General features: G+C 72.8%; 27 protein-coding genes. 10 read left to right on the forward strand and 17 right to left on the reverse strand.

Going from position 1 to position 22,076, the window contains the following annotated elements; genetic code table 11:
- The first annotated feature begins 55 nt into the window (after positions 1-55).
- The 5 genes from AC1DP1_RS04705 (at position 56) to AC1DP1_RS04725 (ending at position 5,216) form a co-directional block, all read left to right on the forward strand.
- Positions 56-430, forward strand: a complete 375-nt coding sequence (locus AC1DP1_RS04705; protein WP_477505857.1) for an ArsR/SmtB family transcription factor — start codon at positions 56-58, stop codon at positions 428-430.
- Between the two features lie 16 nt (positions 431-446).
- Positions 447-935: an SRPBCC family protein gene (locus tag AC1DP1_RS04710; protein WP_477505858.1), complete on the forward strand. Its 489-nt coding sequence runs from the start codon at positions 447-449 to the stop codon at positions 933-935.
- Positions 936-993: 58 nt separating this feature from the next.
- Entirely contained in the window at positions 994-1,557 is a 564-nt protein-coding gene (locus AC1DP1_RS04715; RefSeq protein ID WP_477505859.1) for a dihydrofolate reductase family protein, read from the forward strand.
- Between the two features lie 73 nt (positions 1,558-1,630).
- Positions 1,631-3,469: a Na+/H+ antiporter gene (locus AC1DP1_RS04720; RefSeq protein ID WP_477505860.1), complete on the forward strand. Its 1,839-nt coding sequence runs from the start codon at positions 1,631-1,633 to the stop codon at positions 3,467-3,469.
- A gap of 85 nt (positions 3,470-3,554) precedes the next feature.
- On the forward strand, positions 3,555-5,216 hold the full coding sequence (locus tag AC1DP1_RS04725; protein WP_477505861.1) for an NAD(P)/FAD-dependent oxidoreductase: 1,662 nt from the start codon (positions 3,555-3,557) through the stop codon (positions 5,214-5,216).
- Positions 5,217-5,252: 36 nt separating this feature from the next.
- Here the strand turns inward: AC1DP1_RS04725 and AC1DP1_RS04730 are convergent, their stop codons facing one another.
- Entirely contained in the window at positions 5,253-5,630 is a 378-nt protein-coding gene (locus AC1DP1_RS04730) for a DUF1304 domain-containing protein (RefSeq protein ID WP_477505862.1), read from the reverse strand.
- 107 nt (positions 5,631-5,737) lie between these two features.
- Here AC1DP1_RS04730 and AC1DP1_RS04735 point away from each other — a divergent pair, with 107 nt between their 5' ends.
- A complete protein-coding gene (locus AC1DP1_RS04735; protein WP_477505863.1) occupies positions 5,738-5,962 on the forward strand; it encodes a hypothetical protein in 225 nt (74 codons plus the stop codon).
- Positions 5,963-5,975: 13 nt separating this feature from the next.
- Here AC1DP1_RS04735 and AC1DP1_RS04740 read toward each other — a convergent pair whose 3' ends face one another.
- The 6 genes from AC1DP1_RS04740 to AC1DP1_RS04765 all read right to left on the reverse strand — a co-directional run bounded on the left by AC1DP1_RS04740 (position 5,976) and on the right by AC1DP1_RS04765 (position 9,791).
- Positions 5,976-6,197 (reverse strand): hypothetical protein, encoded by a 222-nt coding sequence (locus AC1DP1_RS04740; RefSeq protein ID WP_477505864.1) that lies wholly within the window; start codon positions 6,195-6,197, stop codon positions 5,976-5,978.
- A 1-nt stretch (position 6,198) separates the two neighbouring features.
- Entirely contained in the window at positions 6,199-7,236 is a 1,038-nt protein-coding gene (locus AC1DP1_RS04745) for a WD40 repeat domain-containing protein (protein WP_477505865.1), read from the reverse strand.
- Positions 7,233-7,763: a DUF4919 domain-containing protein gene (locus tag AC1DP1_RS04750; RefSeq protein WP_477505866.1), complete on the reverse strand. Its 531-nt coding sequence runs from the start codon at positions 7,761-7,763 to the stop codon at positions 7,233-7,235. Before AC1DP1_RS04750 ends, AC1DP1_RS04745 begins: the two co-directional genes overlap by 4 nt.
- Positions 7,760-8,821: a hypothetical protein gene (locus AC1DP1_RS04755; protein ID WP_477505867.1), complete on the reverse strand. Its 1,062-nt coding sequence runs from the start codon at positions 8,819-8,821 to the stop codon at positions 7,760-7,762. Before AC1DP1_RS04755 ends, AC1DP1_RS04750 begins: the two co-directional genes overlap by 4 nt.
- Entirely contained in the window at positions 8,818-9,132 is a 315-nt protein-coding gene (locus tag AC1DP1_RS04760; protein ID WP_477505868.1) for a hypothetical protein, read from the reverse strand. The genes AC1DP1_RS04755 and AC1DP1_RS04760 overlap by 4 nt, the downstream gene beginning before the upstream one ends.
- A 74-nt stretch (positions 9,133-9,206) precedes the next feature.
- Complete coding sequence (locus AC1DP1_RS04765) at positions 9,207-9,791, reverse strand: mycothiol transferase (RefSeq protein ID WP_477505870.1); 585 nt, start codon at positions 9,789-9,791, stop codon at positions 9,207-9,209.
- A 106-nt stretch (positions 9,792-9,897) separates the two neighbouring features.
- Here AC1DP1_RS04765 and AC1DP1_RS04770 point away from each other — a divergent pair, with 106 nt between their 5' ends.
- Together AC1DP1_RS04770 and AC1DP1_RS04775 are read left to right on the forward strand one after the other, a co-directional pair.
- Positions 9,898-10,989, forward strand: a complete 1,092-nt coding sequence (locus AC1DP1_RS04770) for an oxidoreductase (protein ID WP_477505871.1) — start codon at positions 9,898-9,900, stop codon at positions 10,987-10,989.
- Between the two features lie 20 nt (positions 10,990-11,009).
- Positions 11,010-11,324, forward strand: coding sequence for a hypothetical protein (locus tag AC1DP1_RS04775; RefSeq protein WP_191193756.1), 315 nt, complete (start codon positions 11,010-11,012; stop codon positions 11,322-11,324).
- Between the two features lie 22 nt (positions 11,325-11,346).
- Here AC1DP1_RS04775 and AC1DP1_RS04780 read toward each other — a convergent pair whose 3' ends face one another.
- The gene (locus AC1DP1_RS04780) at positions 11,347-11,583 is read right to left on the reverse strand and encodes a hypothetical protein (protein WP_477505872.1); all 237 of its coding nucleotides are present in this window, start codon (positions 11,581-11,583) and stop codon (positions 11,347-11,349) included.
- A gap of 70 nt (positions 11,584-11,653) precedes the next feature.
- The gene (locus tag AC1DP1_RS04785) at positions 11,654-12,523 is read right to left on the reverse strand and encodes a sigma-70 family RNA polymerase sigma factor (RefSeq protein WP_477505873.1); all 870 of its coding nucleotides are present in this window, start codon (positions 12,521-12,523) and stop codon (positions 11,654-11,656) included.
- A gap of 109 nt (positions 12,524-12,632) precedes the next feature.
- Between AC1DP1_RS04785 and AC1DP1_RS04790 the strand changes: the two genes are divergently transcribed.
- The gene (locus AC1DP1_RS04790) at positions 12,633-13,742 is read left to right on the forward strand and encodes a prolyl oligopeptidase family serine peptidase (RefSeq protein ID WP_477505874.1); all 1,110 of its coding nucleotides are present in this window, start codon (positions 12,633-12,635) and stop codon (positions 13,740-13,742) included.
- A gap of 16 nt (positions 13,743-13,758) precedes the next feature.
- Here AC1DP1_RS04790 and AC1DP1_RS04795 read toward each other — a convergent pair whose 3' ends face one another.
- The 3 genes from AC1DP1_RS04795 to AC1DP1_RS04805 are packed head-to-tail and all read right to left on the reverse strand — an operon-like array spanning position 13,759 to position 16,807.
- Positions 13,759-15,171 carry an MFS transporter gene (locus tag AC1DP1_RS04795; RefSeq protein WP_477505961.1) on the reverse strand — a complete coding sequence of 471 codons (1,413 nt, stop codon included), beginning with the start codon at positions 15,169-15,171 and terminating at the stop codon, positions 13,759-13,761.
- Positions 15,172-15,218: 47 nt separating this feature from the next.
- Positions 15,219-16,160, reverse strand: a complete 942-nt coding sequence (locus AC1DP1_RS04800; RefSeq protein ID WP_477505875.1) for a homocysteine S-methyltransferase family protein — start codon at positions 16,158-16,160, stop codon at positions 15,219-15,221.
- A gap of 50 nt (positions 16,161-16,210) precedes the next feature.
- Positions 16,211-16,807 (reverse strand): DinB family protein, encoded by a 597-nt coding sequence (locus tag AC1DP1_RS04805; protein WP_477505876.1) that lies wholly within the window; start codon positions 16,805-16,807, stop codon positions 16,211-16,213.
- A 39-nt stretch (positions 16,808-16,846) separates the two neighbouring features.
- On the opposite strand from AC1DP1_RS04805, the gene AC1DP1_RS04810 reads away from it, so the two are divergent.
- The gene (locus tag AC1DP1_RS04810) at positions 16,847-17,296 is read left to right on the forward strand and encodes an MOSC domain-containing protein (protein ID WP_477505877.1); all 450 of its coding nucleotides are present in this window, start codon (positions 16,847-16,849) and stop codon (positions 17,294-17,296) included.
- On the opposite strand, the gene AC1DP1_RS04815 is transcribed toward AC1DP1_RS04810, so the two are convergent.
- The 5 genes from AC1DP1_RS04815 to AC1DP1_RS04835 form a co-directional block, all read right to left on the reverse strand.
- The gene (locus tag AC1DP1_RS04815) at positions 17,293-17,655 is read right to left on the reverse strand and encodes a bleomycin resistance protein (protein WP_477505878.1); all 363 of its coding nucleotides are present in this window, start codon (positions 17,653-17,655) and stop codon (positions 17,293-17,295) included. The two genes, AC1DP1_RS04810 and AC1DP1_RS04815, sit on opposite strands and share 4 nt — an antisense overlap.
- 104 nt (positions 17,656-17,759) lie before the next feature.
- A complete protein-coding gene (gene katG / locus AC1DP1_RS04820; protein WP_477505962.1) occupies positions 17,760-19,937 on the reverse strand; it encodes a catalase/peroxidase HPI in 2,178 nt (725 codons plus the stop codon).
- Between the two features lie 104 nt (positions 19,938-20,041).
- Complete coding sequence (locus AC1DP1_RS04825) at positions 20,042-20,491, reverse strand: Fur family transcriptional regulator (RefSeq protein WP_457190675.1); 450 nt, start codon at positions 20,489-20,491, stop codon at positions 20,042-20,044.
- Positions 20,492-20,534: 43 nt separating this feature from the next.
- Positions 20,535-21,086 carry a GNAT family N-acetyltransferase gene (locus tag AC1DP1_RS04830; protein ID WP_477505879.1) on the reverse strand — a complete coding sequence of 184 codons (552 nt, stop codon included), beginning with the start codon at positions 21,084-21,086 and terminating at the stop codon, positions 20,535-20,537.
- A gap of 9 nt (positions 21,087-21,095) precedes the next feature.
- On the reverse strand, positions 21,096-22,073 hold the full coding sequence (locus AC1DP1_RS04835; protein ID WP_477505880.1) for an SDR family NAD(P)-dependent oxidoreductase: 978 nt from the start codon (positions 22,071-22,073) through the stop codon (positions 21,096-21,098).
- Positions 22,074-22,076 lie beyond the last annotated feature (3 nt).

Genomic DNA, 22,076 nt, shown 5'->3' on the forward strand with positions numbered 1-22,076 from the left:
CCCGGGTGGGTGACTCCCTTGACAACGTACAACCAGTTGGTTGTATATTAGTCCCATGAGCCAGACGGAGGAGGACCGGGCGGACGCCTGGTTCCACGCGCTCTCCGACCGGACGCGCCGCGACATCCTGCGGCGCGTGCTGTCCGGCGAGCACTCCGTCTCGGCGCTGGCGCGCAGCTACGACATGAGCTTCGCCGCCGTCCAGAAGCACGTCGCGGTGCTCGAGCGCGCGGGCCTGCTGACCAAGCGTCGGCAGGGTCGCGAGGCCCTGGCCAGCGGCGACGTGGAGGCCGTGCGGTCGGTGGGCGCGATGCTCACCGACCTCGAAGCCCTCTGGCGCGGCCGCATCTCGCGGATGGACGAGCTGTTCGCCGAGCACCAGGAGCAGGACCAGGAGCACGACGACCGACCCGACCCGACCGATCGATGAGAGAAGGACCGAACCCATGCCTGTCACCGACGTCCAGCACGACCTCGACGCCCTCACCCTGACCATCACCGCCGACTTCGCCGCGCCCGTCGAGCGCGTGTGGGAGGTGTACGCCGACCCGCGCCAGCTCGAGCGGGTGTGGGGTCCTCCGGGCTACCCCGCCACCTTCGTCGACCACGACCTGGTCCCGGGCGGGCGGATGAACTACTACATGACCAGCCCCGAGGGCGAGAAGTACTACGCCTACTGGGACATCGCCGCTGTCGACCAGCCGACGAGCTTCACCTTCAAGGACGGCTTCGCCGTGGACGACTCGTTCACCGCCAACCCCGAGATGCCCGAGTCGAGCCAGGTCTTCGCCTTCGCCGACGTCGACGGCGCCACGCGGGCCACCTTCCTCGCGACCTACGCCGACGCCGAGTCCCTCCAGAAGGTGCTCGACATGGGCGCCGTCGAGGGGTCCACACTTGCCATCAACCAGATCGACGACCTCCTCGCGGCCTGACGCGAGCGGCCGACCCACCAGTCCCCGACCAGTCCCCGACCAGCAGAGGAGCACCATCGTGCGACCCATCGTCGTCACCGAGTTCATCAGCCTCGACGGCATCGTCGACTCCCCCGGCGGGGGCGACCACCCGCACGCCGGCTGGACCTTCAAGGACGTCCCGTTCGACGAGGCGGCCTACGAGATCAAGGGCCGCGAGATCTCCGAGGCCACCGCGCTCATGTTCGGCCGGCAGTCCTACGACGAGTTCCACCCCGTGTGGCCGTCGATGGAGGAGTTCGCGACCTACAACGCGATGCCCAAGTACGTCGTCTCCACCACGCTGGCCGGCGAGACCGTGCCGTGGGGCGAGGGCACCGTGCAGGTCCTGCGGTCCCTCGACGACGTGGCGGCCCTCAAGGAGACCGACGGCGGCGAGATCCACGTCCACGGCAGCGCGCGCCTGGCCCAGTCGCTTGCCGCCGCCGGCCTGGTCGACCGGTACACGTTGCTCGTCTTCCCGCTGCTGCTCGGCGGCGGCAAGCGGCTCTTCGCCGAGGGCGACAAGACCAAGCTGGAGCTCGTCGAGCACGCGGCCTATGGCAACGGCATCACCCTCCAGCGCTACGACGTCGTGCACTGACCGCTCCCCTCATCTCGCTGGTGCCGTGGACGACCTCCTCGACCAGCGGGACGCGAGCGGCAACAATCACCCGGTGGAACTCGCCCTGCTGCTCGTCTCCATGGCAGCCGTCGTGCTCGCCGCCACCGCCGTCAGCGAGCGGCTGCGCATCCCGGCGCCGCTCCTGCTGGTCGTCGTCGGCGCCGCGGCGGCGTACGTCCCCGGCGTCCCGACGATCCACCTCGAGTCGGAGGTCGTGCTGCTGGGGCTGCTGCCACCGCTGCTCTACGCGGCGGCGATCCAGACCTCGCTGGTCGACTTCAACGCCAACCGCGGCACGATCCTGCGGCTCTCGATCCTGCTCGTCCTCGTCACGACGTTCGCGGTGGCCGCGGTCGTCCACTGGCTGGTGCCGAGCCTGGGCTGGGCGGCCTCGATCGCCATCGGGGCCGTCGTCGCACCCCCGGACGCCGTCGCCGCCACGGCGGTGGCCCGGCGCATCGGGCTGCCGCGGCGCGTCGTGACGATCCTCGAGGGTGAGTCGCTGCTCAACGACGCAACCGCCCTCGTCACCCTCCGCACCGCGATCGCCGCGCTGTCCGGCGGCGTGGCCATCACCGCGGTGGCGGGCGACTTCGTCGTCGCCGCCGGTGGCGGCGTCCTGATCGGCGTCGGCTTCTTCCTCCTCGTCGCCAAGCTCCGACATCGCATCCGCGACCCGCTGATGGACACCGCGATCTCGTTCCTGACGCCGTTCGCGGCGTTCGTGGTGGCGGAGGAGATCCACGCCTCCGGTGTCATCTCGGTCGTCGTCGCCGGCCTGCTGCTGGGCCACAAGGCGCCGATCATCCAGACCGCGCAGTCGCGCATCACCGAACGGATCACCTGGCGCACGGTCGCCTTCGTGCTGGAGAACACCGTCTTCCTCCTCATCGGCCTCCAGCTCGACTGGATCCTCCAGGACGTCCACGAGTCGAGCCTGCCCAACAGCCGCATCGCGCTCGTCTGCCTCGCGACCCTGCTGACCGTCGTCGTCGTACGCCTCGTCTACATGCAGGCCACCGGCTTCCTCCGGCGGCGCGACCCCATCCCGGCGTCGTGGAGCTTCCTCATCGGCTGGGCCGGGATGCGCGGCGTCGTCACGCTCGCCGCGGCGTTCGTGATCCCGGAGGACGCGCCCCACCGCGAGGTGCTGCTCCTCGTCGCGTTCACCGTCGTGGCCGGCACCCTGCTCGCACAGGGCCTGACGCTGCCGCTGATGACCCGGCTGCTCGACGTACCCGCGCCCGACCCGGCGGAGGACGCCCTCGCCCGCGCCGGCCTGCTCCAGCAGGCCGCGGACGCCGGCTTCAAGCGCCTCGACGAGCTGGAGTACGTCGACCACCACGGGGTGGCCGATCAGGTCCGGGCCCGCGTCGACCAGCGCACCTTCGCCGCCTGGGAGCAGCTGGCGACCACCGACGGCGAGGAGACACCGTCGGAGCTCTACGCCCGGATCCGGGGCGAGATGATCGAGGCCGAGCGCGCCAAGGTGCTGCTGGTCCGGGGCAAGGGCAAGGTGCCGTCGGAGGTCGTGAGCCAGGTGCTCGGCATGCTCGACATCGAGGAGTCGATGCTCGACGCCGGCTCGGCTGCGCGCGCCGGCGTACGTTCCGGGAGCCTCTCCTTCGCCGGCGGCCGCACCTGCGACGACCTCGACGAGCACCCCGCGGTCGAGACGGTCGACGAGCCGGCCTGCGCCACCTGCCTGGCCGACGGCACCCGCTGGGTGTCACTGCGGCAGTGCCTCACCTGCGGCAACGTGGGCTGCTGCGACTCCTCCATCGGCAAGCACGCCACCGCCCACTTCCACGACAGCCTGCATCCCGTGGTGGAGTCCGCCGAGCGGGACGAGTCCTGGCGGTGGTGCTACGTGCACAACCTCACCGGCTGATCTGGATATCTGAGGACGGCGTGGACGTCGGACCGGTCGATTTCCGACCGCGACGTCCTCAGATATCGGCCACTAGGCTGGAGGAATGGGAGCGCCCGCGATCGTCATCGCCTCCACCCACCACACGACCGAGCTGGGCGAGGCCTTCGCCCGCTACGAACGCGAGTACGACGTCCGCTTGGCGTCCGACGAGGCCACGGCCAAGTCGACCGCCAAGCACCTGCTCAAAACCGGGCACCAGGTGGCGCTCTTCGTCGTCGACACCGACCAGGAGCAGGACACGCTCTACAAGCTCATCGGCGGCACCCGGCAGGCCGTCCCGACCGCGCGGCGGCTGATCGTCACGCACGTCAGCCGGTTCCGCGACGACAACCAGACCTTCCGCCACGCCGTCGCCGCCGGCAAGGTCGACGCGCTGCTGCTCATGCCGCAGGGACCGCGCGACGAGGAGTTCCACCTCGCCGTCGGCGAGCTGCTCAACGAGTGGAACGCGACCGTCGCCGCACCGGTGGTGGAGAACGTCCGCATCATCACGCCCGAGAAGGACGGCCTGACGCGCGACCTGCTCGACTACCTCGCCCGGGTCGGGATGCCGGCCGGCGTTCACCACCCCGACAGCGAGGTGGGCCGCGAGGTGATGGCGAGCTGCCCGGAGGACGAGGGCCGATGGCCGGTCGTGTCCTCACTGTCCGGGTGGTGCGGCCACTGCCCCGACGTGCGATCGCTGGCCAACCAGCTCTACGGCCGACCCGACTCGATCGACGTCGACGAGGTCGTCGACCTCGTGGTGGTCGGCGCGGGCCCGGCCGGGCTGGCCGCCAGCGTGTACGCCTCGAGCGAGGGCCTGTCCACCATCTGCCTCGAGGCCGAGGCCATCGGCGGCCAGGCCGGCACCAGCTCGATGATCCGCAACTACCTCGGCTTCCCGCGCGGCATCTCCGGCATGCGCCTGGCGCAGCGCGCCCGCGGGCAGGCGCTGCGGTTCGGCACCCGCTTCTTCACCGGCTGGCCGGCGACCGGGATCTCGCGGTGCGCGGACGGGGACCACCACGTCGTGCACACCGACGGTGGCGACGTGCACGCCCGGACGGTGCTCGTCTCGACCGGGGTCGACTACCGCCGGCTGGGCGTCGAGTCGCTCGAGGAGCTGGTCGGCCGCGGGGTCTACTACGGAGCAGCGATGGCGGCCGCCCGCGAGCTCGCCGGCGACCACGTCGTCGTCGTGGGGGGCGGCAACTCAGCCGGGCAGGCGGCGATCCACGCCGCGCGCTTCGCCTCCGCGGTCACGCTCGTGGTGCGTCGGCCGGACCTCACGGCCACCATGTCGTCGTACCTCATCAACGAGATCGAGTGGAACCCGCGCATCACCGTGCGTCCCTGCACCCGCGTGGTCGACGGCGGCCCCGACGACGTCGGTCAGCTGGCCTGGCTCGACATGGAGGACGTCGACACGGGCGCTCAGGAGCGGGTCGAGGCGCGCGGGTTGTTCCTGCTCCTCGGCGCGGCACCCGAGTGCGGCTGGCTGCCGGATGCGGTCCTGCGCGACGAGCGCGGCTTCGTCCTCACCGGGCGCGACGTGCCGACCGAGCACTGGGCCGAGGGCGTGCCGCCGGAGGACCTGGCCACCACCGTCCCGGGCATCTTCGCCGGCGGCGACATCCGCGCCGGGTCGATGAAGCGGGTCGCGTCGGCGACCGGCGAGGGCGCCTCGGTGGTGTCCTCGGTCCACACCTGGCTCGGCCAGTAGCGCTCATCCGGTCGAGACCCGGGTCGAGCCCGGGACCTACATCGACAGCAGCAGGAAGAGCACGGCCAGCGCCGGCAAGGTGCCCTGGGTGATCGCGGCGCGCGCCATCGACCGGTCGTGGGTCACCAGCACCAGCGCGGCGCCGAGCATCGAACCGGTGCCGGCCAGCGCCAGCGCCCGGCCGACGTCCTCCTGCTCGCCCAGCAGGGCGACGCCGACGATCGTGACGATCGCCAGGAAGAGGTTGTAGAAGCCCTGGTTGTAGGCCATCGGCGCCAGGACCGGGGCGTCGACCTCGGAGACGCCGAAGGTCTTGCGGGTCGAGGGCTCGGTCCACCGGAAGGCCTCGAGCACCCAGATGTAGACGTGCAGCAGCGCGGCCAGGACCGCGAACACCACAGCGAGGACGGTCATGCGGCCACCCTAGGCCCGCCTACCCCTGGGAGGGTGGCAGGTCGTACGCCGTTCGGCGCACACTCGCGACGAACGGCCGCCCGGCCGTGAGGAACGAGGAGGTCCCTGTGGGACGACTGATCGGCATCCTGCTCGTGGTCTGGCTCGTCATCGGCGGGCTCGCCGCCTTCCAGCGCGGCTACTTCGAGGACACCCGGACCAACTGCTCCGAGGCCGGCGACATCGCGCTCACCGTCGTCGCCGGGCCGCTGAACTACTTCGGCGTCAACCCCAAGGTGAAGTGCTCCGACGTCGACATCCCCGACGTCGACGTCCCGGAGCCGAGCAACTAGGGACACGCCCTAGTCAGCGACCCGCGTTGCGCGGATGGTTCTTCGCCGTCCGCTCGTTGCCGCGGCGGTAGTTGCCGGTGACCCTGGCCATCAGCTCCTGCGCGTCGTCGTCCTCGACGTCGGCGAGGAAGCGCGCAGCCGCCGCGCCGCGCAGCACCGTCGCGCGGCGGCCGTGGTGCGAGATCACGACCTCGCCGCCGCGCACCTCGTAGTCGAAGCCCTCCGGTCCCGGCACGTCACTCCTCCTGCTTCTCGAACGTCGTCGCGTCGCCACCCGATGCCGGCCAGGCGAGGACGCCGTCGCGAGGGCTCACTGCGTAGATGCGCGAGCCGTCGGGCGCGACGAGCACGGCCCGCGGGGTGTCGGTGGCACCGGCGAGCGGCTTCACGTCATCGGTGCGCCAGTCCCAGACCCGCACGTCGGGCTCGTCCTTCACGCTCGCCACGACACCGTCGGAGCCCAGCCAGGCCAGGTGGTCGGCGGCGACCGACGACGACGCCTCCTCCTCGTAGGTCTCGGCGTCCCAGACCGTCAGCGCCGCCTGCTCGTCGAGGGCGAACGACGACGTCGCGAGGGTGGCGTCGTCCGGCCCCCAGGCGACATGTCCCTGGGGTGGGGCGTCGAGCTGTCCGCGGGCGGCCCCGGACCCGGCGTCGAAGACCGTGACCGGGGCGTCGGAGGACGCGACGGCGAGCGCGGACCCGTCGGAGCTGAAGGCGACGGCCACCGGCGCCTCGCCCTCCGGGTCGAGCTCGGTCACCTCGGCCGGGTCGTCCACGGACCAGAGGCGTACGACGCCGTCGGCGCCCGCACCAGCGAGCGTCCGGCCGTCGGGAGAGAACTCGAGGTCGCGCATCCCGGCGCCCGGGCCGTCCTGCACGACCTCGGCGTCGTAGGCCTCGGCCGTGCCGACCTCGTCGCCGGTCGTGTCGTCGACGAGGACGATCGAGACGGTCTCGCCGTCGACCCGGTCGGTCGCGACGAGCCCGCCGGTGCCCCAGGCGACCACGCCGCCCCCGTCCCACCGGTCGTCGACGGTGCCCTCGGCCGTGGACCACAGGCAGAGCTCGCCGTCGCACGGCACCGCGATCCGCGACCCGTCGGGGCTCAGCGCTGCGGAGTCGCCGGTGAAGGGCACGCCCGGCACCTCGACGACGTCTCCCGACCCGGTGTCGACCCCGTCGGTCATGGCACCGCCGGAGTCGTCCGAGCACCCGGCGAGCGCCAGCGCGGCGACCGCCAGCCCCGCCGCCAGCGGGAGCGCACGCCTCATGCGCGGACCAGCCGGCTGACGTCGAACCACGCCTCGGTGCCGTCGTCGCACACGTGGTGGTCGAGCGACCCGCCGTCGACGGCGACCAGGGTCTGCTGCTGCGAGGTGCGGCGCCCGGCGCGCAGCACGTCGTACTCGTCACTGATGCGCAGCACGCTCCACGGGTGCTCGCGGGTGCCGTCGCCGGTGCTGCGGATCGACTCGATCGCCAGCGCCTGCAGGCCCCGCTCCGCCCGGGCGCGGGCGTCGTCACCGAGCCCGCCGTGGGCGGCGGCGAGCGCCGCGTGGGCGGACGGGGAGAAGAAGGCGCCGGGCATCAGGCGCTGCACGACCGAGGCCGCCTCGGAGTGGTCGCCGCGGGCGAGGGCAGGGGCGACGGCGTCGACGACGTCGAGACCGGGGTCGAAGCCAGGCGTTCGGCGGACAGCGTCGCGGAGCGCCGCCAGGTCCGAGGCCGAACGGGTGCGGGCCCAGACGAGGGCGAGGTCGGACAGCGCGGGTCCGCCGGGCTCGATGTGCGTGCTCATCGCGCCTCCTCCCTGATCCGGTCGAGGTCGTCCTCGTCGAGGTCGTCGAGGTAGGCGCCGCCGGTCTCGCGGGCGTCCTGCTCGACAGGCTGGTCACGATAGGCGTCGTAGCCGTCGTCCTTCGTGGTCTGGTAGTCGTCGAAGTTGTCGCGCCACTCCTCGACCTCCGCCTCGCTGACGCCGGGCGGACCGTCGTAGTCCTCCCACCACCACCACGGCAGGTCGTCGACCTCCTTGTGCTGCTGGGCGTGCCGGACCTCGTGGGCCACGGTGCCGAGGATGGTCGGGTCGGAGAGGTTGCCCTCGTCGATGCGCAGCACGCGGTCGCCCTCGCTCCAGCTGCCGCGGGAGTCGGTGGTCGGGTCGTCGTCCTTGCCGTCGCCGTCCGCGTCCTCGAGGTCCTCCACACGGACCTCGAAGTCGTCGACGCCCGCGTCGCGGGCCTGCTGCTCCGCGATGTGCTCGAGCACCCGGCGGCGTTCGTCGTCGGACATCGAGGCCCAGTCGCGCTCGACCTCCGGATCGACGACGTAGTCGGGTCCGTCGTCGCTGAACGACCCGTGCGGGCGCGCAGCGACCAGCGCCGAGTCGACGGCGTAGGCGTCGTCGAGGACGTCGCCCACCCGCGTGGCCAGGGCGTTGACGGCGTGCTGCCGGCTCGCCTGGTGCTCCTGCGCCTCGAAGCGGTTGTCGAAGGTGGGCCTCGGGGCGACGTCGCTGACGGTGCCGGACGCGTCGACCTCCAGCTGCTGGGCCGCGGCGTCGGTGAGGATGTCCTGCACGGCCTGCTCGATCGCGGTGACCGGACCGATCTGGGCGTAGACCTGGCGCTCGAAGTCGGCCAGTCCCTCGATGTGGCGCGTCATCTGGGCGACCAGCGCCGCCTGGCGCGCGGAGGCCGCCCAGCGGCCGAGGCCGGTCCACCCGTCGGGGACCGCGTCGGACTCCACGACGTCGCGGGCCTTCTCCAGCGCCAGCACGTCGACCCGCAGCTCGTCGCTCGCGGCCTTCACGCCCGCGGAGCGCCAGGACCGGAGCCGGCCGAAGGTGATGCTCACGACCCTCCTCCGAGGAACGTGCGCAGCCACTCCTGGAACGCCTGCGCCCGGGCGTCGGCCGCCTCGGCGTCGGCGGCGGCCGCGTCGAGCCCGTCGGCGAAGTCGCCGACCGACGACGCCCACGCCGTGATGCCCTCGTCCCACGCGGTCGCGAACGCCGGCATCACGCTCGCGGTGCTGCTGCCGGGGAGGGCACCGGCGAGCTCGTCGACGGCGTCCCTGGCGTCGGCGTCGCGGGCGTCCTTGGCGGCGGACCGCAGGTCGCTCGCCGTGGTGCGGAGCTCATCGGGCTCCACCTGGTAGGTCGACATGTGTGGTGGATGCCCCGCCGCGACGCCCGCCAAACCGCGTCGCCCGGCGCCTGTGGACGACTACGGGAGGGCGACTACGCGAGCCAGGCGGGGGTCCAGTCCTCGGGCGGGTCCTCGCCGACGCGCCCGTCGACGGCCTCGCGGAGCAGGTCGGCGTGGCCGGTGTGCCGGGCGTACTCCTCGAGCAGGTCGACGAGGAGCCTTCGCAGCCGCGGGTGGTTGCCGTTGCCGTCGTCGACGTGGGCCACCAGGTCGAGACCGCCCTCGGCGAGCGCGTCGTCGATGCGCCGGGTGTTGCGGACGACGGCCTCGTCGAAGACGGCGTACGTCTCGGCCGCCGTGAAGTGGTCGGCCTCGAACTCCCACTCGTCGGTGTCGTCGTGCCCGAGCGAGCGCCACGGCTCGACGAGCTCCTCACCCCGCAGCTTGGTGGTCAGGTAGTAGTCCTCGGCCAGCGCGAGGTGGCGCAGGAGGCCGCCGAGGGACAACGACGACGAGGGCAGTCGGTGCCGGAGACCGCCGTCGTCGAGGCCGTCGGCCTTCCACCTCAGCGTCGCCCGCATCCGCCCGAGCGCACCGGTCAGGTGCTCGGCCTCGGTGCCGTCGATGGGCGGCTCCCACGGCGGCGGGACCCAGATCTCGTGGTCGGGAGTGCTCATCCCCCGACGCTAGACCGGGTTCCGGACGATCCGCTGCCGCAAGGCGCGTCCTTGCAGGTGGCGACGGGTCTGGACACGGTCGGCGCCACGGGTGGAAGGTGACCGGATGCGACGACTCGGAGTCCCTGCCCTGATCCCTGCCCTCCTCACGATCCCCGCCCTGGCGCTCGGCCTCCCAGCGAGCACGGCGGCCCAGCCGGAGGCCGCCGCCGGGCCGAACCCGTTCCGCGACGGCTGGAGCGAGACGGTCGTCGACGCCGACCAGAACTTCCGCGGCCTCGAGGCCGTGAGCAAGCGCGAGGCCTGGGTCACCGGCGAGAGCCTCACCGACGACGGGCCGGCCCGCGTCTTCCGCACGACCGACCGGGGCCAGACCTGGACCGACGTCAGCCCCGACGGCACCGAGGGCCTGTCCTTCCGCGACGTCGAGGTGCACGGCTCGGTCGCGCACGTGCTCGCGATCGGCCCCGGCGAGGCGTCCCGCATCTACCGCTCGACCGACGGCGGCGCGTCGTGGGACGAGTCGTTCCGCAACACCGACGAGAAGGCGTTCTACGACTGCATGGCGTTCTACGGCAAGGGCAGGCACGGACTGGCGGTGAGCGACCCGGTCGGCGGCAAGCTGCGCATCCTCGCCACCGACGACCGTGGCCGCTCGTGGTCGGTGCTGCCCGACAAGGGCATGCCTCGCTCGAAGGACGAGTTCGGCTTCGCCGCCAGCGGCGACTGCCTCGTCACCTCCGGCAGGTCGGCGTTCCTGATCACCGGGGGCAAGAAGTCGCGCGTCATGCGCTCAGACGACCGGGGTCGGACCTGGACGGCGGTCGCCTCGGGGATCCCGACCGGTGAGGCGGCCGGCGGCTTCGCGGGCGCGTTCGCCTCGCCCCGGGTGGGCATCGCGGTCGGCGGCGACTTCGCGGAGGCCGACGACACCGAGGACACGACGGCCTACACCCGCGACGGCCGGACCTGGACCACGGGCGGCGACCTCTCCCACGTCGGCGAGGACGTCGCCTTCCTGCGCGGCACGAGGTACGCCGTCGCGACCGGCGACTACGACGGGTCGATCGGGTCGAGCATCACCACCGACGGCGGGCGCACGTGGAAGCGCACGAGCCGGAAGGGCTACCACGCCATCGACTGCGTCGGCACGGTCTGCTGGGCCGCCGGCAGCAAGGGCCGCGTCGGCCACAACTGAGTGCTGGCTAGGCTCGCTGTGTGCCTGACCTGACGCGCGTCCCGACCGCTCCCCTGCTCGCCGCCGGCCTCGTCGGCGGCTTCGCAGCTGCCCAGCAGACCGGCGTACGCCCACTCGGCGGTGCCGCGATGCTCGGCGCCAACGTGGTCGCGGCCCGGCAGTGGTACGCCGTCGGCGGCGCGCCGCTCGCCGTCGGGCTGAGCGCCGCCTACTGGACCGCGATGGGTGTCTCGCACCCGCTGGCGAAGAAGGTCGGCACCTGGCCGTCGGTGCTCGGCGTCACGGCGGTGGCGTCGGGTGCCGCCTGGCTGCTGGCGGACCGCCGCTCGCGCTGACCCCTCGGCTGCCGCCGCTTGGTCAGCCCTCGGGCAGGGCGGCGAAGTCGGACTGCATCTGGCGGTACCACCCGAGCGACTTCTTCGGGTGGCGCCAGCGACCCTTCATCTCCTTGCGGGCCGGCAGGTGGGCGGCGTCGCCGTCCTTCTCGGCCCGCTTGAGGTGCTGGTCCTGCGCGTTGATGACGTCGTCGTGGGTCTCGCCGCGGTGGGCGAGGTCGCACGGTCCGCCCAGCTGGCGGCAGGTCATGGTCTTCATCTGGCTTCTCCTCCTGGGGTGGTCACTCCACTGACGTACGACACCGCGCGGGTGTGACCGCGGGGGCGACTCATCGGACCTCGGGTCCCTCGCGCCGCACGACCTGCTCGAGCACGGCCGGCTCGGCGCGGAAGGTGATCGCGCGGACCTGGCCGTCGGCGACCTCGAAGTCGAAGACGACCGCCGCGGCGCCGCGGTGGAACCACGCGGATGCCGGTCGGTCGCCGACGAAGACGGCCATCGCGGCCTGGGCGCTGCCGTTGAAGAAGGTGGCGACCTCGTCGCGACCCTCGATGGAGGCGGGCGTGCCGGCCAGGACAGCGGCCTCGTCGGCACCGACCACCGCGTCGGGCGCGAGCAGCTGGAGCAGCCGCTCGAAGTCGCCACCGCGGGCGGCGGCCATGAACGCGTCGACGACCTCCCAGTCGGCCAGCGCGTCCTCGGGTGCCGGTTGCGCGACCTTGGCCCGGGCCCGCGACGCGAGCTTGCGGGCCGCGACGGGGGACGTGTCGAGGACCGCGCCGATCGTCGCGAAGTCGAAGCCGAAGCTGTCGTGCAGGACGAAGGCCACCCGCTCGCGCGGCGACAACCGATCGATGACCGCCTGGAGCGCGATGCCGACCGTGTCGGCCAGCGCGACGTCGTCCGCGGGGTCGGTCACCGGCTCGGACCACGGCTCCTGCGCCGCGTCCTCGAGGTGCGGGTCCTCCACCGGCACGGGCGTGCGGGCCCGCAGCCGGTCGAGGCAGAGCCGGGTGGTGACGGTGGTCAGCCACGCGGGGAGGTTGTCGATGTCGGTGCCGTCGCGGGTGACCGCGCGGTCCAGGCGCAGCCAGGCCTGCTGCACCACGTCCTCCGCCTCGGCGTGGTCGCCCAGCACGCGGGTCGCGATGCCGAGCAGCCGCGGCCGCTCGGCCTCGAAGCTCTCCGTCCGGTCCATGGGTCCACCTTTCCGCGTGCACGTCGTCTCGACCAGTCGACGTCCCGCGGGCCGCAGACGTGACCGGACGCGACCGGCGCGTTTCCGACCGTCCCGCAGACTGGTCGGCATGCCCGCCCTCCGGCCCCGAGCCGCCGGCCCTGTCGCGACCGTCGCCGCCGTCCTGGTGCTGCTCGCCGGGTGCTCGAGCGGGGCGGACGAGCCCGGCTCCGCCGACCCGCAGGACACCCCGAGCGCCAACCCGACCAGCGAGCCCACCAGCACGCCGACCGAGGAGCCCACGGACGAGCCCACGGAGCAGCCGACCGAGGAGCCCGAACCGGCACACCCGATCTCGATGGCCGCCCTCGCCCAGGCCGACCTGACCAGCGGTGACCTGCGGCTCGGGGCGGTGCGCGAGCGGACCCCCGCCTACACGTCGTACGACGTCACCTTCTCGTCCACCACGATGGGCCGAGGCACCGAGCCGCTGCGGATCAGCGGCGTGCTCAACGTTCCGACCGGGCGCGGTCCCTTCCCCGCGGTCGTGCTGGCGCACGGCTACATCGACCCGGCCTACTACGTCCGCGGCCAGGGCATGACGCGCGAGCGCGGGTTCCTCGCCCAGCGCGGCTACGCCGCGCTCCACGTCGACTACCGCAACCACGCCGAGTCGACCGACGACCCGCGCGTCGAGCAGGCGGTCCGGCTCGGCTACGCCGCCGACGCGGTCGCCGCGCTCCACGCGCTCCGGACCTCCGACGACGTGCGGGTCGACCCCGACCGGATCGCGCTGTTCGGCCGCTCGATGGGCGGCGGCGTGATGATGAAGGCGCTCGCCGCCGAGCCCGGCCTCTTCGCCGCGGGCGTGGGATGGGCCTCCGTCTCGAGCCTCGAGGCGGAGAACTTCGCCCAGTTCCAGCGGCCCGACGCGCCCCTCGCCGAGCTGAAGGCCGACTTCCGGGGACGCCACGGGCTCCCCGCCGAGGACCCCGAGTTCTGGCGGGGCGTCTCCCCGCGGCCGCTCTTCGGCGACATCACGGAGCCGGTGCTCATGGTGCACGGCCGGGTCGACGACACCTGCCCGCCCCCGTGGGCCCGCGCCACCCAGCGCGCCATGACGAAGGCCGGCGTCGACGCCACCCTGGAGTGGTACGACGACGGGCACGCGTTCGGGCCGGCCTTCATCGCGGCGATGAACCGGACCGTCCGCTTCCTCGACGCCCGGATGCCCGCCTGAGCCACCCGCCCGCGGGTCAGTCGGTGGCCGCGCCCTCGATCTGCTGCGGCGGCGCATCGGCGTAGGCAGCCGAGAGCCGACGGTAGGGAGCGGACGTCAGCGCGATGAGCACGGTGACGAACATGATCGCGCCGGCGATCATGAAGACCAGCGCGATGCCCCGGGCGTCGCCGTCGCCGAGCAGCCAGCGCCATGAGTCGCTGCCCTCCTCGGACTCCATGTAGGGGATCAGGGCGAACTCCGCGATCGGGCCGATCAGGAACGCGGAGATCGGGCTGGCTGCCAGCTCGACGCTCTGGGCGAAGCCGAACACCCGGCCCTGGGTGCGGAACGGGACGACCCGCTGCATGATCGTCTGCTCGGCCGCCTCGGCGGCCGGGATCACGGCCATGAAGAGGAAGATGCCGAGGACGTAGAGCCAGGCCCACTCACGGACGGTGAAGGTCATCCCGAGCAGGGCGATGGCGAGGTTGACGAGCAGGAGGGTGCGGACCGGGTTGGCACCGAGGCCGAACCTGGCGACGAGCCCGCCGCCGACGACGAACCCCAGCCCCGTGACACCGAGGACGATGCCCCACGCCTCGACGCTGAAGAGCTCCAGGCCGTAGGGGTCCATCAGCGCGATGTAGACACCGGAGACCAGGTTGTTGAACGTCGTGAAGAGGATCAGCGCGACCAGCCCCGGGACCGCGGTGATCGCGGAGATCGCCCCGCGGAAGTCGAAGCGCGGCCCGCCCTCCTCCGGCTCCGGGTCGACCTCGGGGACGGTGATCGGCAGCAGGTGCAGCAGCGCGACGCCGGTCAGCGCGACCGCGATCGCGAGGGTCCACCCCATGCCCAGCAGCCCGACACTCAGACCGCTGAAGACGCTGGTGATCATGAACGAGATGCCCTGGACGGTGCCCACCAGGCCGTTGGCCTTGTCGCGGCCGTCGTCGGGGACGAGCAGGGTCACGGTGGTGGAGAGCGCGATGTTGCGCAGGCTCTCGACGACGCCGCCGACCAGGATCACGCCGGTGAACAGCCAGAACCACGCGCTGCCCCAGTCGGCCAGCCGGTCCTCGCCGAGCAACAGCCACAGGCCGGCCGAGGCGGCGTAGGCGACGAGCGTGACGGTCGACGAGATGACCATCACCTGCTTCTTGCGGTGGCGGTCGACGAGCGTGCCGAAGAACGTGCCGAACACCGCAGTGAAGAGCATGTAGCCGCCGCCGATGATCGCGGTGGCCATCACCGAGCGCGTCTCGAGGTAGGCCCAGAAGGTGAGGGCGAACCACAGGTAGCTCGCGGTCACGTTGGCGACCAGCGTGTTGCCGAGGACCTGCCGGAAGGCGCGCACGGTCTCCGGGCCGCGGGTCACGCCCGGCGGGAGGTGGGCCTCGACCTGCGGCGCGGCCGGGTCGGCCGGGACCGGGTCGAGGTCCTCCATGGGCACCCGACGACCCTAGGCGCAGCCACCGACAGTCCGCCTCCGACTTATCGAGCCGTCGGGGTCCAGTCCTCCCACATCGCCGCGACGTGTCGCGCGTCGGTGCCGCAGCACCCGCCGACGATGCGTACGGCCGGGAGCACGTCGACCAGCGCGCGGGTGGTGGCGGCGAGGTCCGGGAGGTCGCCCTCGTCGAGCTCCTCGGCCTCGTCGAGCTCGGCGTGGCTGAGCCGCGAGGAGTTCACCCGCAGGCCGGCGATCCGGCCCGTCCACGCGGCGTCGGCGTCGAGGCCGGGGCGGACGTGGTCGGGGTGGGCGCAGTTGAGGAGCAGGTGGGCGGCACCGGCGTCGGTCGCGGCGTCGAGCTGCTCCACGGCGGCGCCGAGGTCGGTGCCGTCCGGCAGCCTGCCGTCGGTCTCGACGGTGAAGGAGACCGCGACGGGCAGGCCCACGTCGGCGGCGGCGCGCACGATCCCGGTCGCCTCGGCGACGGTGGTCAGGGTGTACGCCGTCGCGAGGTCCGCCCCCGCCTCCTGGAAGGCGGCGAGCTGCGCGCGGTGGTAGTCGGCGTAGCGGTCGGCGTCGAGGTCTCCGGCCAGGTAGCCGTCACCGCGCGGCCCCACCGCCCCGACGACGAGCACGTCGTCGACCTCGCCGGACACCTCCTCCGCGAGCGCGCGCAGGTGCTCGACGGCGTCCCGGTTGACGCGGGCGAGCGCCTCGGCGTCGTAGCCGAGGCGGGCTCCCCAGTCGCCGTTGGCCCGCCAGGTCGGCGTCTCGAGGAGCAGGCCGGCCGCGGCGCGGGCCGCCACGACGGCGTACGCGCGGTAGTAGTCCGCCAGCACCTCCCGGCCGGCCGGGTCGTCGAGGAGCGGGAAGGACGCGAAGTCCGGGAGGTCGAGCCCGCGGTGGAAGATCAGGTCGGTCTCGAGCCCTCCGTCGGTGACCCACCCGCGGGCCGTCTCCGGCAGTTGCCATGTCGTCGTCATGCGTGCCTCCCGAACGTGTCGGACCAGATGGTCCGGTATAGCAGAGCTCGTCAGGCCGGGAACTCCTCGGCGATGCTCCTCAGCCGGTTGACGTACGCCGGCCAGTCGACCTCGGGCATGTTGGTGACGTCCACCTTGAGGCCGGCCGCCCCGTCGATGTCCTCCCGCAGGATGTCGGCGTGGCCGGAGTGCCGGGTGACGTCGGCGAGGACGTGGACGAGCACCCGGTGGAGCGTGACGTCGCGGTGCGCGGCCGACCACCACGGCACCGCCCCGGCAGCATCGAGCGGGAGCTCGGCCACCGTCGCGTCGCTGAAGGCCCACACGGACCGGTAGAAGTCGACGACCTCCGCCGCCGGGACCGAGGCGGGCACCCACCAGTCGGCCTGCGGGTCGGCGTCGTAGTCCGGGTCCGACACGACGAGCGGGTGGTCGGGGTCCGGCCACTCGCGCCCGAACGTCGGTCCGAAGTAGCCGATCTCCACGTTGGCGACGTGCCGGACGATGCCGAGCAGGTTGGTCCCGGTGGGCGTGCGCGGGAGCCGCAGGTCGCGCTCACCGAGCCCTTCGAGCTTCCAGAGCAGGGCGTCGCGCGCGTCCTGGAGGTAGCGGAGGAGGGCCGCCTTCGGGTCACGGAGATCGCTCATGGCAACCGATCATGCTCCTCGCGACGTACGGTCGCACCCGTGACCTCGCGCGTGCACGCCCTCCACATCGCCCCCGGGCGCAGGATCCCCACGAAGTCGGTGGACTCGGTCGAGGCCGAGGCGGGCGTCGGCCTGGTCGGTGACCGCTACCACGGCGCGAAGCACCGCCACGTGACCGTGCAGGCGCTCGACGACCTGGAGGCGGCGGCCGAGGTGCTGGGCCGGCCGGTCGACCCGGGCCTCACCCGCCGCAACGTCACGCTGACGACCGGACCGATCCCGACGCGGCCGGGCGAGCGGATGCGGATCGCGGACGTCGAGCTCGAGGTGGTGCGGATCGCCGCACCCTGCCGGCTCCTCGACGACTGGCTCGGCCCCGGCGCCATGCAGGCGCTGCGCTCCCCGCGGGGCGGCACGGTGTTCCGGCTGCTGGGATCGGGCACCATCAGCGTCGGCGACGAGGCGGTGGCGGGACCCGCCGCGGGCTAGGGGTTCTGCACGAGCCGGAGCAGGTTGCCATCGGCGTCGACGAGGTAGCCGATCCTCATCCCCGAGTCCTCGACGCGCGGCGGATGGAGCCGTGGCCACCCGACGTGGTTCACGGGCAGGCCCGCCGCCACGCAGACGTCGTACCACGCATCGACGTCGTCGACGCGCAGGCAGCAGCTCGAGGCGGTCGAGGCCGGGTCCATGCCGGGGTCGGGGAAGAACTCCAGCACCAGCGTGCCGCGCTCCAGGATCAGCCAGCCCGGGTCGTGGTACGCCGTCGCGAACCCGAGCGCGGCGTAGAAGGCAGCCGTGGCGTCGAGGTCACGCGAGGGGAGGTTGGGCGTGGCGTGGTCGACCATGCCGCCACGCTAGAGCGGGCCGAAGACGTCCGCCACCGCGGCCCGGACGCACGGCAGCCCGGCCCCCGAACGGGGACCGGGCTGCCGGCGCGCGACGGGAGGCGTCAGGCCTTCACGTCGTAGCGGTCGTTGTCCATGACCTTCGCCCACGCAGCGACGAAGTCGTGCACGAACTTCTCCTCGGCACCGTCCTGGGCGTAGACCTCCGCGACCGCGCGCAGCTCGGAGTTCGACGCGAACACCAGGTCGGCGCGCGAGCCGGTCCAGGCGTTGCCGCCCGTGCTGGCCTCGAAGCGGTCGTTGGAGCCGGCGGGGCTCCAGACCGTGCCGAGGTCGAGCAGGTTGACGAAGAAGTCGTTCGTCAGCTGGCCCGGGCGGTCGGTGAGGACACCGTCGGTCGACGCGGCCGTGTTGGCGCCCAGCACGCGCAGGCCGCCGACGAGGACGGTCAGCTCGGGCGCACTGAGGTTGAGCAGGTTGGCCTTGTCGACGAGGAGGTACTCCGCCGGCAGCTTGGCGTCGGACCGCTCGTAGTTGCGGAAGCCGTCGGCCTTCGGCTCGAGCCAGGCGAACGACTCGACGTCGGTCTGCTCCTGGGTGGCGTCGCCGCGACCCGGGGTGAACGGCACCTCGACGGTGACGCCGGCCGCGGCCGCCGCCTGCTCGACACCCACGTTGCCCGCCAGCACGACCGTGTCGGCGAAGCTGATGTCGTTGCGCTCGGCGATGCCCTCGAGCACCGAGATCACGCCGGCGAGCTGCTGCGGGTCGTTGACCTCCCAGCTGCGCTGCGGCTCGAGGCGGATGCGGCCACCGTTGGCGCCACCGCGCTTGTCGGAGTGGCGGTACGACGATGCGGCCGCCCATGCGGTCGAGACCAGCTGGCTGACCGTGAGGCCGGCGTCGGCGACCTGCTGCTTGACGGCCGCGACGGTCTCGGCGGACGGGGTGTGCGCCGGGGCCGGGATCGGGTCCTGCCAGAGGAGCTCCTCCGAGGGGACCTCGGGGCCGAGGTAGCGGGCGACAGGGCCCATGTCGCGGTGGGTCAGCTTGAACCACGCACGCGCGAAGGCGTCGGCGAACTCCTCGGGGTTCTCCAGGAAGCGGCGGGAGATGGCCTCGTAGGCCGGGTCCATCCGCAGCGCCAGGTCGGTGGTCAGCATGGTCGGCCGGCGCTTCGCGCCACCCTCGTCGGGCGCCGGGATGATCGCCTCGGAGTCCTTGGCGACCCACTGACTGGCGCCGGCCGGGCTCTTCTCCAGCTCCCACTCGTGCTCGAAGAGGATCTCGAAGAAGCGGTTGCTCCACTGGGTCGGGACATCGGTCCAGGTGACCTCGAGGCCGGAGGTGATGGCGTCCTTGCCGACACCGGAGCCGTACTTCGACAGCCAGCCGAGGCCACCGGTCTCGATGGGCGCGGCCTCCGGCTCGGGGCCGACGTACTTCTCGGGGTCGGCGGCACCGTGGGTCTTGCCGAAGGTGTGTCCGCCGGCGATGAGGGCGACGGTCTCCTCGTCGTTCATCGCCATCCGGCTGAAGGTGTCGCGGATGTCGTGCGCCGCCAGGATCGGGTCGGGGTTGCCCTCCGGGCCCTCCGGGTTGACGTAGATGAGGCCCATCTGGACCGCGGCCAGCGGGTTGTCGAGCTCGCGGTCGCCGGAGTAGCGCTGCTCGCCACCGCGATCGCCGCCGAGCCACTCGGTCTCGGGGCCCCAGTAGACGTCGTCGTCCGGCTCCCACGCGTCGACGCGGCCGCCGGCGAAGCCGAAGGTCTCGAAGCCCATGTCCTCGAGCGCGACGTTGCCGGTGAGGATGATCAGGTCGGCCCACGACAGGGCGTTGCCGTACTTCTTCTTCACCGGCCACAGCAGGCGGCGAGCCTTGTCGAGGTTGCCGTTGTCGGGCCAGGAGTTGAGGGGGGCGAAGCGCTGCTGACCGGTGCCACCGCCGCCGCGGCCGTCCTGCACGCGGTAGGTGCCGGCGCTGTGCCAGGCCATCCGGATCATCAGCGGGCCGTAGTGGCCGAAGTCGGCGGGCCACCAGTCCTGGCTGTCCTTCATCACCGCGGCGATGTCGGCCTTGACCGCGCCGAGGTCGAGGGTCTCGAAGGCCGCGGCGTAGTCGAACTCCTCACCGAGCGGGTTCAGCACCGGCTGGTTCTTCGCCAGGATCTTCAGGTTGAGGCGCTCGGGCCACCACTCGCTGTTGGCGTCGCCCTGCGTGGGGTGCTTGAGGCCGTCGTGCAGGACCGGGCACGTGCCGGCCGGGGCGTCCTCGTTCATCTCGCCGACCTCGGCGTTGGCCTGGTTGCTGTCGGAGGTGTCGGTCGAACGCGCGGAGTCGTTGGGCAGGTCGTCGGTCAGGTCGTCGGGCATGGGGTTCCCTCTCAGTGGGTGCTGGCGGTGGTCGTGGCGGAGGAGCTGGTGGCGCAGGAGGGGCACAGGCCCCAGTAGGTGACCTCGGCCTCGTCGATGACGAAGCCGTTGGTGTCGGAGGCGTGCAGGCAGGGGCGTACGCCGACGGCGCAGTCGACGTCGGCGACGACGCCGCACGAGCGGCAGACCGCGTGGTGGTGGTTGTCGCCCACGCGCAGCTCGTAGCGCGCGACCGACCCCGCGGGCTGGATCCGGCGGACCAGCCCGGAGTCGGTGAGCGCGCCGAGGACGTCGTAGACCGCCTGGTGGGAGACGGTCGGCTCCTCGGTGCGCACCGCAGCGAGGACGCTGCCGGTGTCGGCGTGCGGCTGGCGACGTACGGCCCTCAGCACGGCGAGCCGCGGCCGGGTGACCCGCAGGTCAGCGCTGCGGAGCAGGTGCTCGAAGTCGTGGTCCTCCATCACGGACCACCCTGCCCCCTTTTCTTGAACGAGTCAAGTTTCTTCAGGGCCGGATCGGGAGGCCGGACCACTCGCGGGCCAGCAGCGCCCAGACCTCGAGGTCCTGCCGCTCCTCGCGCACGGGGAACACCTCCCGCAGCGTGCCCTCGTGGGTGAAGCCGAGCCGCTCGGCCACGCGCCGGCTCGCGTGGTTGCCGGGGGCGCAGCGCCACTCGACGCGGTGCAACCCGCGCTCGACGAACGCCCAGTCGAGCATCGCGCCCACGGCCCGGGTGACGATGCCGCGTCCGCGGGCGGACGCCGCGAGGAAGACGCCCGCCTCCGCGGTCCGCGAGCGGGCGTTGATGCTCGGGAAGAGCGTGCCGCCGACCAGCTCGTCGTCGACCCAGATGCCGTAGAGCCGGCGGGTGCCGTCGCCGCGGCCCTTGGCGAACGACTCGAGGAAGCCGCGCGCTCCCTCGACGTCCTCGAAGCCCTCCCACGGCAGCCAGTCGTAGAAGTCGGGGCCGTGCGCCCGGAACAGGGCGGCGAGCTGCTCGGCGTGCCACGGCTCGAGGTCGGTCAGGCGGGCGTCGTCGATCTGCAGGCTCAGCACCGCGCCACCCTAGGGTGCGGCGGCGTCGTCCAGCCCGGCCGCCACGCACAGCCAGGCCCAGGCACGGGCCCCGTCGCGGTCGCTCCCGCGGGTCGTCGGCAGCAGGTGGGTCGGGCGCTCGACCCGGTCGTGCCAGAAGCGACCGGTCGGCGGGGCGGGCTCGACCGCCGTCAGCCACACGCTCGTGTCGGCACCCTGCGCGTCGTCGCGCAGCACCGGCCGGGTGAGCCGGCGGAAGGTAGGGAGCGACTCCCGCACGCCGGGGGTGTCGGCCCAGCCGGGGTGCATGGTCGCGACCGTGGTGCCGTCGGCACCCCACCGGTCGGCGAGCATCGGGGCGAGGTCGACCTGCCAGCGCTTCGAGCGGGCGTACGACGTCGTGGGCGAGTAGTCGCCGGCGGTGTAGCCCGGGTCGTCCGCGTGCAGCGGCTGGCCGTACATCCCGCCGCTGCTGACCAGCACCACCCGACCGCCGGCGACCGACCCGCGCAGCGCCTCGGTCATCACCACCGGCCCGACGAGGTGCACGGCCATGCTGAGCTCGAGGCCCTGTGGCGACTCGGTCCGCTCGGGCGGCATCACGCCCGCGTTGTGCACCACCGCGTGGAGGTCCGGGACCTCGGCGGCGAAGCCGGTCGCGAAGCGTCGTACGTCGTCGAGGTCGGCCACGTCGCACCGCCACAGCCGCAGCTCCGCAGCGGGGTGTGCAGCGCGGATCCGGTCGGCGACCCCGGCCCCCTTGGCCTCGTCGCGCACGAGCAGGTGCACGACCGCCCCGAGACCGGCCAGCCCCTCGACCGTCGCGGCCCCGAGCCCGGAGCTGGCGCCGGTGACGAGGACGTGCCGACCCTCCAGCGACCGCGGGAGCGGGTCGGCCGGCCAGCCCGGCAGCGCCCGCCGCACCGCGAGGCCGATCGTCGTGTAGCCGAGGACCACCGAGCGGTCCATGGCCGTGTCGACCGCGCGGGCGAGGATCGGACGGGGCATCGC

Source organism: Nocardioides sp. P4_G10 (assembly GCF_056401175.1).

Coding starts and splice junctions, on each gene's coding strand:
- AC1DP1_RS04730 (WP_477505862.1), bottom strand. CDS start 5,630: ATGACCGTCCTCGCTGTGGTGTTCGCGGTCCTGGCCGCGCTGCTGCAC.
- AC1DP1_RS04825 (WP_457190675.1), bottom strand. CDS start 20,491: ATGGAGGACCACGACTTCGAGCACCTGCTCCGCAGCGCTGACCTGCGG.
- AC1DP1_RS04710 (WP_477505858.1), top strand. CDS start 447: ATGCCTGTCACCGACGTCCAGCACGACCTCGACGCCCTCACCCTGACC.
- AC1DP1_RS04760 (WP_477505868.1), bottom strand. CDS start 9,132: ATGTCGACCTACCAGGTGGAGCCCGATGAGCTCCGCACCACGGCGAGC.
- AC1DP1_RS04790 (WP_477505874.1), top strand. CDS start 12,633: ATGCCCGCCCTCCGGCCCCGAGCCGCCGGCCCTGTCGCGACCGTCGCC.
- AC1DP1_RS04795 (WP_477505961.1), bottom strand. CDS start 15,171: ATGGAGGACCTCGACCCGGTCCCGGCCGACCCGGCCGCGCCGCAGGTC.
- AC1DP1_RS04835 (WP_477505880.1), bottom strand. CDS start 22,073: ATGCCCCGTCCGATCCTCGCCCGCGCGGTCGACACGGCCATGGACCGC.
- AC1DP1_RS04765 (WP_477505870.1), bottom strand. CDS start 9,791: ATGAGCACTCCCGACCACGAGATCTGGGTCCCGCCGCCGTGGGAGCCG.
- AC1DP1_RS04770 (WP_477505871.1), top strand. CDS start 9,898: ATGCGACGACTCGGAGTCCCTGCCCTGATCCCTGCCCTCCTCACGATC.
- AC1DP1_RS04805 (WP_477505876.1), bottom strand. CDS start 16,807: ATGAGCGATCTCCGTGACCCGAAGGCGGCCCTCCTCCGCTACCTCCAG.
- AC1DP1_RS04725 (WP_477505861.1), top strand. CDS start 3,555: ATGGGAGCGCCCGCGATCGTCATCGCCTCCACCCACCACACGACCGAG.
- katG (WP_477505962.1), bottom strand. CDS start 19,937: ATGAACGAGGACGCCCCGGCCGGCACGTGCCCGGTCCTGCACGACGGC.
- AC1DP1_RS04815 (WP_477505878.1), bottom strand. CDS start 17,655: ATGGTCGACCACGCCACGCCCAACCTCCCCTCGCGTGACCTCGACGCC.
- AC1DP1_RS04780 (WP_477505872.1), bottom strand. CDS start 11,583: ATGAAGACCATGACCTGCCGCCAGCTGGGCGGACCGTGCGACCTCGCC.
- AC1DP1_RS04800 (WP_477505875.1), bottom strand. CDS start 16,160: ATGACGACGACATGGCAACTGCCGGAGACGGCCCGCGGGTGGGTCACC.
- AC1DP1_RS04745 (WP_477505865.1), bottom strand. CDS start 7,236: ATGAGGCGTGCGCTCCCGCTGGCGGCGGGGCTGGCGGTCGCCGCGCTG.
- AC1DP1_RS04705 (WP_477505857.1), top strand. CDS start 56: ATGAGCCAGACGGAGGAGGACCGGGCGGACGCCTGGTTCCACGCGCTC.
- AC1DP1_RS04785 (WP_477505873.1), bottom strand. CDS start 12,523: ATGGACCGGACGGAGAGCTTCGAGGCCGAGCGGCCGCGGCTGCTCGGC.
- AC1DP1_RS04750 (WP_477505866.1), bottom strand. CDS start 7,763: ATGAGCACGCACATCGAGCCCGGCGGACCCGCGCTGTCCGACCTCGCC.